The sequence below is a fragment of the Neisseria sp. P0018.S001 genome (assembly GCF_051957355.1).
Classification (GTDB): Bacteria; Pseudomonadota; Gammaproteobacteria; order Burkholderiales; family Neisseriaceae; genus Neisseria; species Neisseria subflava_A.
Map to the genome: position 1 here is coordinate 1 of NZ_JBQCWN010000007.1, position 12,980 is coordinate 12,980.

The following is a 12,980-nucleotide window of genomic DNA, read 5'->3' on the forward strand; positions in this document are numbered from 1 at the left end:
GAATTTTACCGAAACCGCCTTCCAAGCCCAAGAAAGATTCACGGTTAGCGAAACCAGAGTCACCACCGGCGATAGAAGTTTTTTGTTCAACTTGCCAGATAGCATTCAGGTTGCTACCCAAGTGTTCATGGCCTTTGAAACCGATGCGAGAGCCGTAGTCAGCAATCTCAGTAGCAGTTTTAGAAGAAGTCTTACCCTCTTTTACTTTAGAAATATCTACGCCAGCTTTGATTTGACCGTACAGAGTCACATCAGCCATAGCTGCAACAGGCAGAGCTGCCAAAGTCAGAGCAATCAGAGATTTTTTCATTGCTGTATTCCTTTTCTATTGTGAAGAAATAACTTAAGCAGACCGGACAATCCGCTTAGGCTTACTTTATCGCTGGAATCAGCGATTCCATGACTGTCACTATAATTGTTCCTTTCTAAAAAAACAAACTTTATTCAATTCCCCCCCACTACCGCAGGAACCAAACAAAGGTAGAGACAACCCAAAAAATGGAAATTTATTATTTAAAATCAATGATAAATTTCTTCAAAACCCAAATTTGCATTTTTACAACACTTTATCAGTTTACACATCAATCACGCTATTTTGTTGCTTTTATACCAACAATCCACAGTTAGGCCGTCTGAAAATCATTACCTAGAACGCTCATCCACTCGGGCAAAGATAGTTGTGTTACCCCAAACTCATCAGGATAGTCAACGCCTGTTAAATACAGACCATCAGACATAAAAGTTGGCGGAGCCTTCAATCTGCTTTTTGCATGAAAGACCGACTCAAACTCATCCACACTGATTCTGCCACTACCTACGTACACCAATGCCCCCATAATATTGCGTACCATATGATGCAAGAATGCATTTCCATGCAAATCAAGGCACAGATAGCGAGAAGTTCCACTAATCTTTGTACTATATAGTGTCTTTATAGGGGACTTCGCCTGACATTCGGCCGCTCGAAAACTGGAAAAGTCATGTTCACCCTCCAACAAGACAGCAGCCTGCCTCATCAGATTTAAATCTAATTTCAAATGCGTCCACCCTACTCTACCAACCAATAATGGGGAACGAACCGGTGAGGATTCCAATAAATAGCGATAATGGCGGCCATAAGCATCAAATCGGGCATGAAAATGAGGTGCAACTTTTTGCGCCACCAACACAGCAACACCATCAGGCAAATGTGCATTGACACCACGCACCCATGCTTGCTCCGGACGACTTACTGATGTATCAAAATGCACTACCTGGGCAGTTGCATGCACACCCGTATCCGTCCTTCCCGCAACAATGGTATTAATTCGCTCCCCTGCTATTGAAGATAACGCCTGCTCTAAGGCCGTCTGAACAGTCGGCAAATTTCCAGCCTGTTTTTGCCAACCATAAAAACGGCTACCGTCATAAGAAAGGGTCAAAGCCCAACGCTGCATCAGATGCCCTGTTGTATTTGCTTGTTCAGTCATTTCTTATACTTCTTGTAAATTGATATTGTTGCCTACGCTTAAGCAACAAATATTAAAAAGGCGTGATCAACACACGCCTCCATTATGTATTTCAGACGGCCTTCATCTTCAACCATCACATAAAGCTGAAATCTTACCCAACTGATAATAGACTCAGCCAAAATCTTGCTTTTTAATTTACCATAAAAAAGATGCCGTCTGAAACGGCATCTTCATTTTACTGGCACTTATGCGCCAAGTTCTTTCATCAGTTTTTGGGCTTTATGCAGAATATCGCCTTCAGCCTCTTCAATCAGCGCTTGCAATGTTTCTCGAGCCGCTTCAGGATCACCGATTTCGATATACATCTTAGCCAAATCATATTTGGCTTCAAGCGGTGCAGTCATACCGACTGATTCTGAAACAAAGCCTCTTTCACTATTGCTTTTATCGGCAGCCACTGAAACATCTTCAGCTCCCCATTCCAATGCACCTTCTTCAATCACAAACTCAGAAGCAGCTTCTTCTTTCTCTACTTCTTCTTTGGTTTCTTGAATTTGCAAGTCTTGATCTTGCTTGATATCGAATGGCAGCACATGGCCGTCTGAATCTTCAGGGGTATCTACCGTAAACTCGAGTGGCTCTTCATTTCGCGACTCGAAGACTTTTGTCTCTGTCGCAAAATCAAACTCAGCAAATGTATTTGCCTGCTCTTCTTTACGTTCAGGCATAACAACGGATACCGGCTGATATGGATTTTCCGGTTCAGGCTCGTACACGCTTTCTGTTGATTCGATACTATCCCAATCAGCATAGCGACGTTGCTCTGTCTCTGCATCATGCGTTACTGCACCTGAAAGAATACCTGTCTGACTATTGTCAATCTTACCCAAATCAAGTTTGACATCATTAATAGTGGAAGATTCTTCTACTTCATTGATAACCACATCATCTTCGAAATCATCTTCGATAAACAGACCGTCTTGAATTTTTTCAGACGGCGTTACTTTAGTTGCAGCAACCGCAGCAGCTGAAGCAGCAACATTTTTCCGTACGGCCTTCTCTTCATCCTTACGGCTTACAGGTGCTTCTTCCGGCTCATCTTTACGTTTACCGGCAGCTTTCAGCAACAACCAAGCAGCAATAAGGGCTGCACCACCTGCCAACAACCATTTCCATAAATTGCCGTCTGATTCGCTTTCTGTTTGCTCCGCGACAGAATCCGTGGTTGTAACAGGCTCAGAAGCCACTACATTCTCTTGGGCATCAGAAGCCATAGCTTCTTGAACATCGGACGCAGGAACAGTCGATGCGGCATTTTCATTAACAGCTGTAGATGCCGCTTGTTCTGTTTGTTCAGCTGAAGCTTGTTTCACTTCTTCCTGTTGCTGTGTATTTACGCCAGCATCTTTAACCTGGGCTTCAGTTTGAGTCTCAGGCTGAACAACAGGTTTTTCTGTTTTAGCTTCTGTTGCATTGACGGTTTCATTGCCTTTCTCTGTCGCCGTATTGGTTTTAACAGGAGCAGAAGCAGCCAAGCGTTGCAATTCGCTACGGTTTGGAATATTCAGTACTTTACCTGCCAACATACGGTTGGCATTATTATCGATAAATACATCCGGATTGGCATTTACCAAAGCCTGGATGGTTTGATCCAAGGTCATACCCTGAGGACGGATGCTGGACGCGATGGCAATCAGGGTTTCACCCGTACGTACCAAATGCTGCCTGCCTGAACGTGCAGCTGTGTCGTTTTTAGTAGGGGCCGTCTGAACTTGTTTTTTCTCAGCCTTACGCTGCACATCCTTACGCGCTTGAGCTGCCTGATTACCTGCTGCTTTATTGTTTTTAGTTACAGGCTGTTGGGCATTGCGTGTCGGCTCGGAGGATTGAGATTCAGTGGCCGGGCGGGTACGAACAGATGCAGCATCTTTAGAATCATATCCGGCCGGATCGATAATGGCGGTGTATTCACGCGATTGCGCGCCGACACCTACTTGGAAAACCAAAACAGGATCTTTGATGGCTTGAGAAGAGCGGATAGTAACGACTGCCTTATCGCCTGATTTGCGTACCGCCGCGCGCAAATTGCCATTTGAAATAGTGGCCTTACCGCCATTGAGCAGAGCCTGAGCTTCCTCACCAGTCACAGTGATACTGCCTGTAAAAGGCTCACCCAAATGAGATTGAACATTCAAGCCCCCCAAACCCGCAGAGGCACTGAGCGATGTCATTAAAGCGATAGAAGCTGTAATTAATTTAATATTGTGATGTTTTTTCAAAACGGATCCCCTATTCGAAAATTATGGTACTAACCAATGTGCGCGCATTTAACCATATATTTACTAGATATTACGTCATGATATATTTTTAACCCATCCCTGCCAAGCAATAGAGGCTATTCAGCCTAAAATTCCTTAGCAAATCTATTACTTTTGCATGCTTGTGTTTCTTTTTTACAAATTTCGCCAACCCAAAATAAATATTTTATATAAATATATGTGGTATTGAAGTTATGGGGGAAGGTGCAAAAAAACACATCTCCCTGTATGATTAGCATTTACTCAATTAGTTTCATCATTAACATATGAAGATTTTGAGCGACTTATTCGCCGTATTCTTATTTTTCATTACATACATCATCACCAAAGACATGATTGCCGCAACGGCTGTTGCGGTTATAGTCGGCATTGCCCAAGCTGCGCTGACCTTTTGGAAACACCGTAAACTGGATACCATGCAATGGGTCAGCCTGATTTTGATTGTCTTTTTTGGCGGCGCAACGATTCTGCTGAAAGACAACCGCTTTATCATGTGGAAACCGACCGTTCTGTTTTGGATCGGCGCCATCGTCATGCTGTTCAGCCACCTTGCCGGTAAAAACGGGCTTAAAGCCGTCATGGGCAAAGAAATGCAGCTACCTGATTTTGTATGGACGCGCCTGACTTATGCATGGATTGGCTTCCTGATTTTTATGGGTGCGGCCAACCTCTTTGTCTTTACATATTTTCCAGACCAATGGGTCAATTACAAACTGTTCGGCACATTGGGTTTCACAATCATTTTTTCCATCGCACAGGGTATGTATCTGATGCGTTTTCAGCCTAAGGAGGATCAATAATGGAATATTTCATGCTTTTGGCTACTGATGCCGAAGATGTCCACGAAGCACGCATGGCAGCACGCCCTGCTCATTTAGCACGCTTAGAAGAATTGAAAGCGCAAGGCCGTCTGCTGACTGCCGGCCCCAATCCTCTACCAGATAATCCGGAACGCGTTTCCGGAAGCCTGATTGTGGCTCAATTTGAGTCTTTAGACGCCGCACAAGAATGGGCCGAACAAGACCCTTACGTCGATGCCGGCGTATACGCCGAAGTCTTGATCAAACCCTTTAAAGCCGTGTTCAAATGAGCAATATGCGTCAAATTATTGAGGAACGCCTGCAGGCGCTTGAGCCTGAGTTCTTCGATTTTAAAGATGAAAGCCATCTGCACGCCGGCCATGCCGGCAATAAAGGCGGTGGGCATTACGCTATAGTGGTGGTCAGCAACGCATTTGAAAACATTGGCCGCCTTCAGCGGCAACGTATGATTAAGCAGCTTTTACAAGACTTGTTTTCAGACGGCCTGATTCATGCACTCAGTATCAAAGCGGCCACGCCGAACGAATACTTCCATTAAGATTACTACTTAAACTTTGATTTCTAATCATTAATTTATTTCCAATCATTAATTTAAAAGAGAAATACAATGAAAAAAACCTACTTTGCTTCAGCCTTGATGCTTGCTCTGACTTCCGGCACCCTGTTTGCCCAAACTTTGGTTACCGTCAACGGTCAAGCCATCGACAGCAGCGTTATCGATGACCAAGTTGCTTCCGTACGCGCCAGCAACCCGAACGTTCAAGACACTCCTGAATTGCGTCAAATGCTGACTGAACGCCAAGTTATCAGCACTGTTGTTACCCAAGAAGCCAAAAAATTAAAACTGGATCAAAGCGCTGAATTCAAAACAGCATTGGAACAAGCGCGTGCTGATGCCGCCAAACAAGGCGCAGATAAAAAAGCCACATTCAAAACCGAATGGGCAGTTTTCGAAAAAGATTTATTGGGCCAAGCTTTTGCAGCACATATCGTCCGTCAAAATCCTGTTCAAGAAAAAGATGTCAAAGCCGCTTACAACGATTTCAGCAACTTCTATAAAGGTACTCAGGAAGTCCAACTGGGCGAAATCTTAACCGACAGCAACAGCAATGCCCAAAAAGCCATTGCCGATTTGGATGCGAAAAAAAGCTTTGTTTCGGTATTGAACCAATACTCAATTGACGAAGCGGCCAAAAAAGCCGGCGGCATCCCTAAAGCTTATGTTCCGCTTAAAGATTTGCAAGAATCAGCGCCTCCGCTTTACGCTGCAGTCAAAGACCTGAAAAAAGGTGCGTACACTAAAACTCCACTGCAAAACGGTAATCTGTACGCCGTTTTCTACGTCAATGACCGCCGTAACGTTACCGTACCTTCTTACGAAGTCGCTAAAAACGAGATTGGCAGCGACTTACAGGCAGCCCGTGTTGATGCGGCCATTCAATCATTACTGAAAAAAGCCAGCATCAAAGTCAACAAATAATATAAGGTGCCCGCCGTGATAGCGGCGGGCAATAAGGAACTCACATGAACATCAAGCCCAAAACTGCCGTTTTGGCTATCCTCGCCTTGTCAACCGTGAGCTTAGCAACCGCCAAAGTGCCTGAAATCGATCCCGCCCGTATCGACAGCATGGTCGCCGAAGTATTGAGACAGGCCGATCAACATCCCAACCAGACTGCCAAACCCGATGGCCAGGCAATCCGCAAAGATGTGGTTACACGTTTGCAGACTTTGGAAATTTTGAAAAATGAAGCCATCAAGGCTGGTTTGGACAAAGATGCAGAAGTGCAGAATCAGCTTAAAAACGTTGAAGCTGAGTTTTATGCCAACCAATACGCTGCTTATCTAGAACGTCAAACCGCGGTTGACGATGCTGAGTTGCGCCGTTTCTACGACCATCAAACACGTATTATCAAGCTGCAACAAGTCAGCTTTGCTTCAGCCGACGAAGTACGCGCCGCGCAAGAACTGCTGCTCAAAGGCTTGTCATTTGAAGAACTGATGAAACGCTATCCCAACCCCGAACAAGAGTTCGACGGCTTCATCTCTCCACAACAGCTCTCTCCTCAACTGGCTACCGCTTTTGCCGACATGAACCGAGGCGATGTAACGCATGAGCCGATTCAGATGGAAAGCCGTTTTTATCTGTTTAAACTCAGTGCAGTAGAACGCGATCCCAATGCCGAACCTTTCGAACTGGTACGCAATCAGATTGCCCAAGCTGTTAAACGACAAAAAGTCGAGAATCAGATCGAACGTATCTTGAAAGAAAACGGCATTAATCCGTAAATTAATTCAATGGTTTCAGGCCGTCTGAAACTATATTTGAACCCAGAGGGCGTATCTTACGCCCTTTTTTACAAATCCTTGTATTCACAAAACATTATGCGCACTGTTATCCAAAAAGTTACCCAAGCTAAAGTTGACGTTTTGTCCGAAAACTCCTGCGAAACCTGTGGCGAAATCAACAACGGATTTATGATATTGCTCGGCGTTACCCACACCGATACAGAAGCGGACGCCAAATACATTGCGGATAAAACCGCCAACCTACGTATCTTTGAAGACGAAAACGGCAAATTAAATTTATCGCTCAAAGATGTCGGTGGCTCGATATTACTGGTTTCTCAGTTTACCCTTTACGCCGATGCGCGCAGCGGCCGCCGTCCGTCCTTCTCCAATGCTGCCCCTGCCGAACAAGCAGACAAGCTTTATCAATACACCGCGCAACTTTTGCGCGAACATGGATTGACCGTCGAAACCGGCAGATTCCAAACCCATATGCAGGTCTCCCTTTGCAATGACGGGCCGGTTACCTTACTGCTCGATTCACAAAAAACATTCTAAATCCCATCGAAAAAGGCCGTCTGAAATCTTTCAGACGGCCTTTCCATTTCTGATCATTACTAAATCAAGCCTTGCGCTTTCACCCAGTTCACAATATCTGCCTCAACGGCCTCAGGCGAACCCGGATTGTCGATTTTGACACCGTATTCATCTGCACCCAGCTCTTCCAAAATCTCCAGCTGCGAATCCAGCATTCCGGCTTTCATATAGTGCCCCTGACGTGACAGCATACGCTCAAGATTGATTGCTTGAGGCGGAGTCAGATGGATAAAAGCCACCTTCCCTGCTGCGCCACGCAGAATATCGCGGTATTGGCGTTTAAGTGCAGAACAAGTAACGATGGAATATTTTTCCCCATTTTTTGCCTGCTCCGTCATCCAGTCACGCAAATTGCCCAGCCATGGGTAACGGTCTTCATCCGTCAACGGAATACCGGCACCCATCTTGTCGCGGTTGGCTTGGGTATGAAAATCGTCTCCTTCAGCATACGGACATTGGTTGAGATGTTTTTGCAAAGACAGCGCGGTAGTGGTTTTACCGCAACCACACACGCCCATCATGACAAAATGTGTCGTCATTTTTCTACTCCTTGTTTATCTAGATTTTAACGGTATTTAAAAACGGGCGGATTGTGTTATCTCAAAAACACTATCCGCCCGTTCTTCCGATTAAACCAAAACAAACAACACTGACGATAAAGCAAAACCGATGAGTGCGATAAGTGTTTGGTTGACCGTCCATGTCTTCAAGGTCGTCGGCACATCCATATTCAACAGACGGCCGACAAGCCAGAAACCAGAGTCGTTAAAGTGGCTACAACCGACAGAACCCGCCGCCGTCGCCAATACCACGCAAGTAATCTGCCAATCGCTGAAACCTGCCGCTGCAACGGCCGGGGCCATCAACGCGGCAGCGGTAGTCAATGCAACGGTCGCAGAACCTTGCGCAATACGCAAAGCCAAAGCCACCAAGAAACAGCCCAGTAAAACAGGAATACCCAAGTCAGCCATGCTGTCAGCCAAAGCCTTACCGATATCAGAGGCACGCAACACGCCGCCGAACATACCGCCCGCACCGGTAATCAAAATGACCGAGCAAACCGGACCCAATGCGCCATCAATGGTTTTCTCCAATGCGCTGGCTTTTTCACCACGTTTGCCACCCAATACATACAGGGCCACCAAAACGGAAATCAGCAAAGCAATCGGTGTCGAACCGATCATTCGTCCAAATTGCACCCAACCTTCGTCTGCGCTGACGACTTTCTCACTAATTAAAGTAGACAAACCGGTATTCAAGAAAATCAACAGCATAGGAATCAGCATAATACCGACAACAGTAGATGCTTTTGCAGGCGCTTTCGGTTGGTCGTTATCTTGTGTACCGCCACTGATCAGATCAGGAACGGGTACATGAATGCTGCGACCCAAAACTTTACCCAATAAATAGCCGCTGAAATACCAAGTAATCAAGGTAACAGGCAAACCCAAAATCAGCAGTTGACCAATGTTTGCGCCATAAAATTCGGAAGCAGCAATCGGGCCGGGATGAGGCGGCAGGAAGACGTGCATGACCGAAAATGCGCCAATAGACGCCAGCGCGTATGGCAGAACAGTCTGCTTCATACGGCGTGCCGTTGCAAACACAATCGGCAACATCACCACCAAGCCGGCATCAAAGAAAATCGGGAAACCAAAAATCAAAGAAGCCACGCCTAAAGCAAATGGCGCACGATTCTCACCAAAAATCCGAATCAGCGCATCTGCCAAAGACTGAGCACCGCCGGAAGTTTCCACCAAACGGCCGAGCATTGCGCCCAAACCGACCAGCAACGCCACGCTGCCGAGCGTGCCGCCGAAGTTTTTGACCAATACATCATTAACAATGCTGCCCATAGGCAGACCTGTTACGATGGCAGTCAGCAGGCTGACCAATACCAACGTCAGCAAGGCATGAACGCGCAGTTTTACAATCAAAATCAAGATCAGCAAAATTGCTGCCGCAGCGATACCAAGCAAGGTACCGGCACTTAGCGTTTGAGTCCATCCATCCATTTTGAAGCCTTTCTCTGTAAGAAAAATACAAACTTATTAATGTTTCTTAACATATATGGATACGATAACACATTTTTACACAGAATCATACGACTGGATTTAGTCAAAATATAAACTTCTCTTTTTCAAAATCCTTTTGCCAGATGCTTGATAACTAAGGATAGCAAAGAAAAAATAAGGGCAATAAAAAGGCCGTCTGAAACGTAGTTAATTTTCAGACGGCCTGACATCATGCTTTTTAATAAAATAGAAACGAATATTTTTTCAATTACCTAAAATCAAGTATTTTCGGCTTATGCCTTGGTAAAAATCACCCCATTTTCCAAACGTAATTCCAGCAGTTTGGTTTTAAAATCATCTTCAGAATACCAGCCCATTAACGCATAAGGGACTGTTACGCATTACTGCTTCGATTTCGGCAAAATCCTCGGTCAAAAATTTTAGCCGAATCAAAAGAATCTGGACAGTAATGTTTTACGATTCCCCGAACATTCATCATGCTTTTTCTTAAAAACTGAAAGTGCCATAATACAAAGGCCGTCTGAAAAATTCTTCAGACGGCCTTGATTCTTAAACTTCTGCCGGTGGTTGCGGTGTATCCTCATCTTCCTGCTGCGTTTTCGCTTTGGCAAAACGGCTGAACCAAATACCAGCTTCGTAGAGCAGAATCAGCGGAACGGCAAGCAGGGTTTGGGAAATTACGTCAGGCGGCGTGATGATTGCGGCCACGACAAACGCACCCACGATAACATACGGACGGGCGTTCTTAAGCTGTGCAGTCGAGACAATGCCCATTTTGGCAAGCAACACCACAACGACGGGAACTTCAAATGTCGTACCGAATGCGACAAACATGCCCAAAATAAAGGACAGGTATTTATCGATATCGGTCGCCATATTGACACCGACAGGGGTTACACCGGCCAAGAATTTGAAAATCACGGGAAACACCAAAAAATAAGCAAACGCCATACCAACGAAGAAAAGCGTCACGCTGGACAACACCAGCGGCGTAATCAAGCGTTTTTCGTTTTGGTATAAGGCAGGGGCAACAAACGCCCAAACTTGATACAGCGTGTGCGGCAACGACAGCAGAAACGCCGCCATCAGAGTAACCTTGACCGGCACAAAAAACGGCGCAATCACATCGGTCGCAATCATGCTGGTATCTTTAGGCAGATTGGCCATCAATGGTTCGGCAACAAAGGTATAGAGCTGCTGAGCAAACGGCATCATACCCAAAAAGCAGACGACGATACCGATGACGATCCACATCATGCGGCGGCGCAGCTCGAGAAGATGCTCGATAAGCGGTTGGACGGGTTGTTCGTGTTGAGTTTCGGACACCGGTTGACTCACTTTTTACTTACGGACACGCAGTTTGGGCTTAGCGTGGAATTTCGGGCGCATATCGCGTTTGCGGCTCATCGCCTGCTTACGTAAAGAAGTCGTATGCAGCGGAGGAGCATCGGCAACAGGGGATTCGATATAGCTGACTTCTACCACAGGAGCAGGTGAAACCGAAGCCGTCAAATACTCACGCCAAGCACGGTCTTGCTCGGACTCGGCATTTTCAGCCTCGACAAGCTCTTGGTTTTGTACTTCCCCATCCTGCTCAGAAGTTTGGATTGCACTTTCATGCTCAGTGCTGTTTGAAGCCAGATCAGGCAAAGGATTGCCAAACTCATCCACACCAAAATCGGCAGGCGTTTTCTGTTCAGGCAGACGTTCCCACGGTTTGAGGCCGTCTGAAATATCGCTCAGATTTTTTTGTGCATCATTGCCCAAGTCTTTGATACCGTCGCGAAACTCAGATGCAGCGGTTTCAAATTCCTGCTTCACTTTGCGCAATTCGTCCAACTCAGCCTGAGTGTTGAGTTCCTGCTTGACGTTGTTGACGAATCCTTGCAATTTGCCGACCAAACGCCCAGCCATGCGCGCAGCTTGTGGCAGACGTTCGGGGCCAAGCACTATCAGGGCGACAACGCCGACCAGCAGCAGCTCGCCCAAACCGAAATCAAACATGGATTATGCTTTGTCTTCGTCTTTTTTGTGTTCGATGACTTCGTCTTTTTTGGCATCTTTGCCGTCTGTACCTTCGTTCAGGCCTTGTTTGAAGTCATGCACTGCACCGCCGAGGTCTTTGCCGACGTTGCGCAATTTTTTGGTACCGAATACCAAAACGACGATAATCAGTACAATAATCCAGTGCCAAAGAGAGAAGCTACCCATGATAAATCCTTGAATTTGTTTAATTTAAAAAGAGATAATAATTATGCGGGCGTACCCATGATATGGATATGCAGGTGGAAGACTTCTTGTCCGCCGCCTTTGCCTGTGTTGATCAGGGTTTTGAAACCGTCGGTCAAACCTGTCTCATGAGCGATTTGAGGAACTTTCAACATCATTTTACCCAACAGGGTTTGATGTTCGGCGGTTGCGTGTGCCAGTGAATCGAAGTGTACTTTCGGAATCAGCAGCAGATGCACCGGCGCGGCAGGACGGATGTCTTTGAAACAAAGCATCTCGTCGTCTTCGTAAACGGTTTGTGCCGGAATATCTTTAGTTGCGATTTTGCAGAAAATACAATTATCCATAATGGCTCCAATGGCCGTCTGAAAACGGGCGTAACGGGTTTCAACCAAAAAAGGGAAATCGTTTTTGCCCCAAGAGACGGATTCTGAAACAGGTCAAATACGGGATTGTAATATAAATTCAAGATTCTTTGCGAGAAGCTTTTTCCACTAATCCCGACAAACCTTGACGGCGCGCAAGCTCGTTGACCACATCTTCAGCGCGCAATCCGTGATGCGCCAATAAAACCATGGTATGAAACCACAAATCCGCCACTTCGTAAACCAAATGTTCGCCACCGCCATCTTTAGAGGCCATCAAGGTTTCACCCGCTTCCTCGATGACTTTTTTCAGAATCTTGTCTTCGCCTTTGTGCAGCAGTTGGGCGACATAAGACGCATCGGGATCGCCGCCTTTGCGCGAATCGATGACGTTTTGAATTTGGGTAAGGATAGTATCGGTCATGGTCGGTTTCTCTTATTTTCTTTCAGACGGCCTTAAGGATATTTATGTCCGTAGATTGCTTCTTCATCTTTCAACACGGCATCGACTGTCTGCCATGCGCCGTCTTGCCAAACTTTGTAAAAACAGCTTTCGCGCCCTGTATGGCAGGCAATGCCGCCGTTTTGTTCAATCAGCATAACCACTGCGTCGCCATCGCAATCCAGGCGTAATTCGTGTACTTTTTGCGTATGTCCGGACTCTTCGCCCTTCATCCATTGTTTCTGGCGGGAACGGCTGTAATAGTGGGCAAGACCGGTTTCTACGGTTTTTTGCAGGGCCTCAGCGTTCATCCAGGCAACCATCAGCACACGGTGTGTCTGCCAATCTTGGGCAATCGCGCAAACCAAACCTTTTTCATCAAATTTTACGGCATTCAGCAGCGTTTCGTTTATATTCGACATTCGCGTTTTT

17 protein-coding genes are annotated in these 12,980 nt (G+C 46.0%); 6 read left to right on the top strand and 11 right to left on the bottom strand.

The window, feature by feature from the left end; translation table 11 throughout:
* The 3 genes from ACTHTJ_RS06010 to ACTHTJ_RS06020 form a co-directional block, all read right to left on the bottom strand.
* Window positions 1-310, bottom strand: a 310-nt coding sequence (locus tag ACTHTJ_RS06010) for a porin (RefSeq protein ID WP_440360889.1), incomplete at its 3' end; no start/stop codon positions are given.
* 313 nt (window positions 311-623) lie between these two features.
* Window positions 624-1,469: a tRNA pseudouridine(38-40) synthase TruA gene (truA, locus tag ACTHTJ_RS06015; RefSeq protein ID WP_070585005.1), complete on the bottom strand. Its 846-nt coding sequence runs from the start codon at window positions 1,467-1,469 to the stop codon at window positions 624-626.
* Between the two features lie 227 nt (window positions 1,470-1,696).
* Window positions 1,697-3,682, bottom strand: a complete 1,986-nt coding sequence (locus ACTHTJ_RS06020; RefSeq protein WP_083297202.1) for a FimV/HubP family polar landmark protein — start codon at window positions 3,680-3,682, stop codon at window positions 1,697-1,699.
* A 353-nt stretch (window positions 3,683-4,035) separates the two neighbouring features.
* Here ACTHTJ_RS06020 and ACTHTJ_RS06025 point away from each other — a divergent pair, with 353 nt between their 5' ends.
* The 6 genes from ACTHTJ_RS06025 (at window position 4,036) to dtd (ending at window position 7,437) form a co-directional block, all read left to right on the top strand.
* Complete coding sequence (locus ACTHTJ_RS06025; protein ID WP_070585001.1) at window positions 4,036-4,569, top strand: septation protein A; 534 nt, start codon at window positions 4,036-4,038, stop codon at window positions 4,567-4,569.
* Entirely contained in the window at window positions 4,569-4,859 is a 291-nt protein-coding gene (locus ACTHTJ_RS06030) for a YciI family protein (protein WP_004519663.1), read from the top strand. Before ACTHTJ_RS06025 ends, ACTHTJ_RS06030 begins: the two co-directional genes overlap by 1 nt.
* A complete protein-coding gene (locus tag ACTHTJ_RS06035) occupies window positions 4,856-5,128 on the top strand; it encodes a BolA family protein (protein ID WP_070584999.1) in 273 nt (90 codons plus the stop codon). Before ACTHTJ_RS06030 ends, ACTHTJ_RS06035 begins: the two co-directional genes overlap by 4 nt.
* 69 nt (window positions 5,129-5,197) lie before the next feature.
* Window positions 5,198-6,070: a peptidylprolyl isomerase gene (locus tag ACTHTJ_RS06040; RefSeq protein ID WP_070584997.1), complete on the top strand. Its 873-nt coding sequence runs from the start codon at window positions 5,198-5,200 to the stop codon at window positions 6,068-6,070.
* 44 nt (window positions 6,071-6,114) lie between these two features.
* A complete protein-coding gene (locus tag ACTHTJ_RS06045; protein WP_070584994.1) occupies window positions 6,115-6,879 on the top strand; it encodes a peptidyl-prolyl cis-trans isomerase in 765 nt (254 codons plus the stop codon).
* A gap of 96 nt (window positions 6,880-6,975) precedes the next feature.
* Entirely contained in the window at window positions 6,976-7,437 is a 462-nt protein-coding gene (dtd, locus tag ACTHTJ_RS06050) for a D-aminoacyl-tRNA deacylase (protein ID WP_070585017.1), read from the top strand.
* A 59-nt stretch (window positions 7,438-7,496) separates the two neighbouring features.
* Here the strand turns inward: dtd and ACTHTJ_RS06055 are convergent, their stop codons facing one another.
* The 8 genes from ACTHTJ_RS06055 to hisI form a co-directional block, all read right to left on the bottom strand.
* On the bottom strand, window positions 7,497-8,015 hold the full coding sequence (locus tag ACTHTJ_RS06055; protein WP_070584993.1) for a gluconokinase, GntK/IdnK-type: 519 nt from the start codon (window positions 8,013-8,015) through the stop codon (window positions 7,497-7,499).
* A 90-nt stretch (window positions 8,016-8,105) separates the two neighbouring features.
* Window positions 8,106-9,491: a GntP family permease gene (locus ACTHTJ_RS06060; RefSeq protein ID WP_070584991.1), complete on the bottom strand. Its 1,386-nt coding sequence runs from the start codon at window positions 9,489-9,491 to the stop codon at window positions 8,106-8,108.
* A 570-nt stretch (window positions 9,492-10,061) separates the two neighbouring features.
* On the bottom strand, window positions 10,062-10,838 hold the full coding sequence (gene tatC / locus ACTHTJ_RS06065) for a twin-arginine translocase subunit TatC (RefSeq protein WP_070584989.1): 777 nt from the start codon (window positions 10,836-10,838) through the stop codon (window positions 10,062-10,064).
* Between the two features lie 15 nt (window positions 10,839-10,853).
* The gene (gene tatB, locus ACTHTJ_RS06070; RefSeq protein WP_070584987.1) at window positions 10,854-11,516 is read right to left on the bottom strand and encodes a Sec-independent protein translocase protein TatB; all 663 of its coding nucleotides are present in this window, start codon (window positions 11,514-11,516) and stop codon (window positions 10,854-10,856) included.
* A gap of 3 nt (window positions 11,517-11,519) precedes the next feature.
* Window positions 11,520-11,723 (bottom strand): Sec-independent protein translocase subunit TatA, encoded by a 204-nt coding sequence (tatA, locus tag ACTHTJ_RS06075; RefSeq protein ID WP_003679438.1) that lies wholly within the window; start codon window positions 11,721-11,723, stop codon window positions 11,520-11,522.
* A gap of 41 nt (window positions 11,724-11,764) precedes the next feature.
* The gene (locus ACTHTJ_RS06080) at window positions 11,765-12,088 is read right to left on the bottom strand and encodes a histidine triad nucleotide-binding protein (protein WP_070585015.1); all 324 of its coding nucleotides are present in this window, start codon (window positions 12,086-12,088) and stop codon (window positions 11,765-11,767) included.
* 118 nt (window positions 12,089-12,206) lie between these two features.
* Entirely contained in the window at window positions 12,207-12,530 is a 324-nt protein-coding gene (locus tag ACTHTJ_RS06085) for a phosphoribosyl-ATP diphosphatase (protein ID WP_003679440.1), read from the bottom strand.
* A gap of 32 nt (window positions 12,531-12,562) precedes the next feature.
* Window positions 12,563-12,970 carry a phosphoribosyl-AMP cyclohydrolase gene (gene hisI / locus ACTHTJ_RS06090; protein ID WP_070584986.1) on the bottom strand — a complete coding sequence of 136 codons (408 nt, stop codon included), beginning with the start codon at window positions 12,968-12,970 and terminating at the stop codon, window positions 12,563-12,565.
* Between the last annotated feature and the right edge of the window lie 10 nt (window positions 12,971-12,980).

Coding starts and splice junctions, on each gene's coding strand:
- truA (WP_070585005.1), bottom strand. CDS start 1,469: ATGACTGAACAAGCAAATACAACAGGGCATCTGATGCAGCGTTGGGCT.
- ACTHTJ_RS06020 (WP_083297202.1), bottom strand. CDS start 3,682: ATGACATCGCTCAGTGCCTCTGCGGGTTTGGGGGGCTTGAATGTTCAA.
- ACTHTJ_RS06025 (WP_070585001.1), top strand. CDS start 4,036: ATGAAGATTTTGAGCGACTTATTCGCCGTATTCTTATTTTTCATTACA.
- ACTHTJ_RS06030 (WP_004519663.1), top strand. CDS start 4,569: ATGGAATATTTCATGCTTTTGGCTACTGATGCCGAAGATGTCCACGAA.
- ACTHTJ_RS06035 (WP_070584999.1), top strand. CDS start 4,856: ATGAGCAATATGCGTCAAATTATTGAGGAACGCCTGCAGGCGCTTGAG.
- ACTHTJ_RS06040 (WP_070584997.1), top strand. CDS start 5,198: ATGAAAAAAACCTACTTTGCTTCAGCCTTGATGCTTGCTCTGACTTCC.
- ACTHTJ_RS06045 (WP_070584994.1), top strand. CDS start 6,115: ATGAACATCAAGCCCAAAACTGCCGTTTTGGCTATCCTCGCCTTGTCA.
- dtd (WP_070585017.1), top strand. CDS start 6,976: ATGCGCACTGTTATCCAAAAAGTTACCCAAGCTAAAGTTGACGTTTTG.
- ACTHTJ_RS06055 (WP_070584993.1), bottom strand. CDS start 8,015: ATGACGACACATTTTGTCATGATGGGCGTGTGTGGTTGCGGTAAAACC.
- ACTHTJ_RS06060 (WP_070584991.1), bottom strand. CDS start 9,491: ATGGATGGATGGACTCAAACGCTAAGTGCCGGTACCTTGCTTGGTATC.
- tatB (WP_070584987.1), bottom strand. CDS start 11,516: ATGTTTGATTTCGGTTTGGGCGAGCTGCTGCTGGTCGGCGTTGTCGCC.
- tatA (WP_003679438.1), bottom strand. CDS start 11,723: ATGGGTAGCTTCTCTCTTTGGCACTGGATTATTGTACTGATTATCGTC.
- ACTHTJ_RS06080 (WP_070585015.1), bottom strand. CDS start 12,088: ATGGATAATTGTATTTTCTGCAAAATCGCAACTAAAGATATTCCGGCA.
- ACTHTJ_RS06085 (WP_003679440.1), bottom strand. CDS start 12,530: ATGACCGATACTATCCTTACCCAAATTCAAAACGTCATCGATTCGCGC.
- hisI (WP_070584986.1), bottom strand. CDS start 12,970: ATGTCGAATATAAACGAAACGCTGCTGAATGCCGTAAAATTTGATGAA.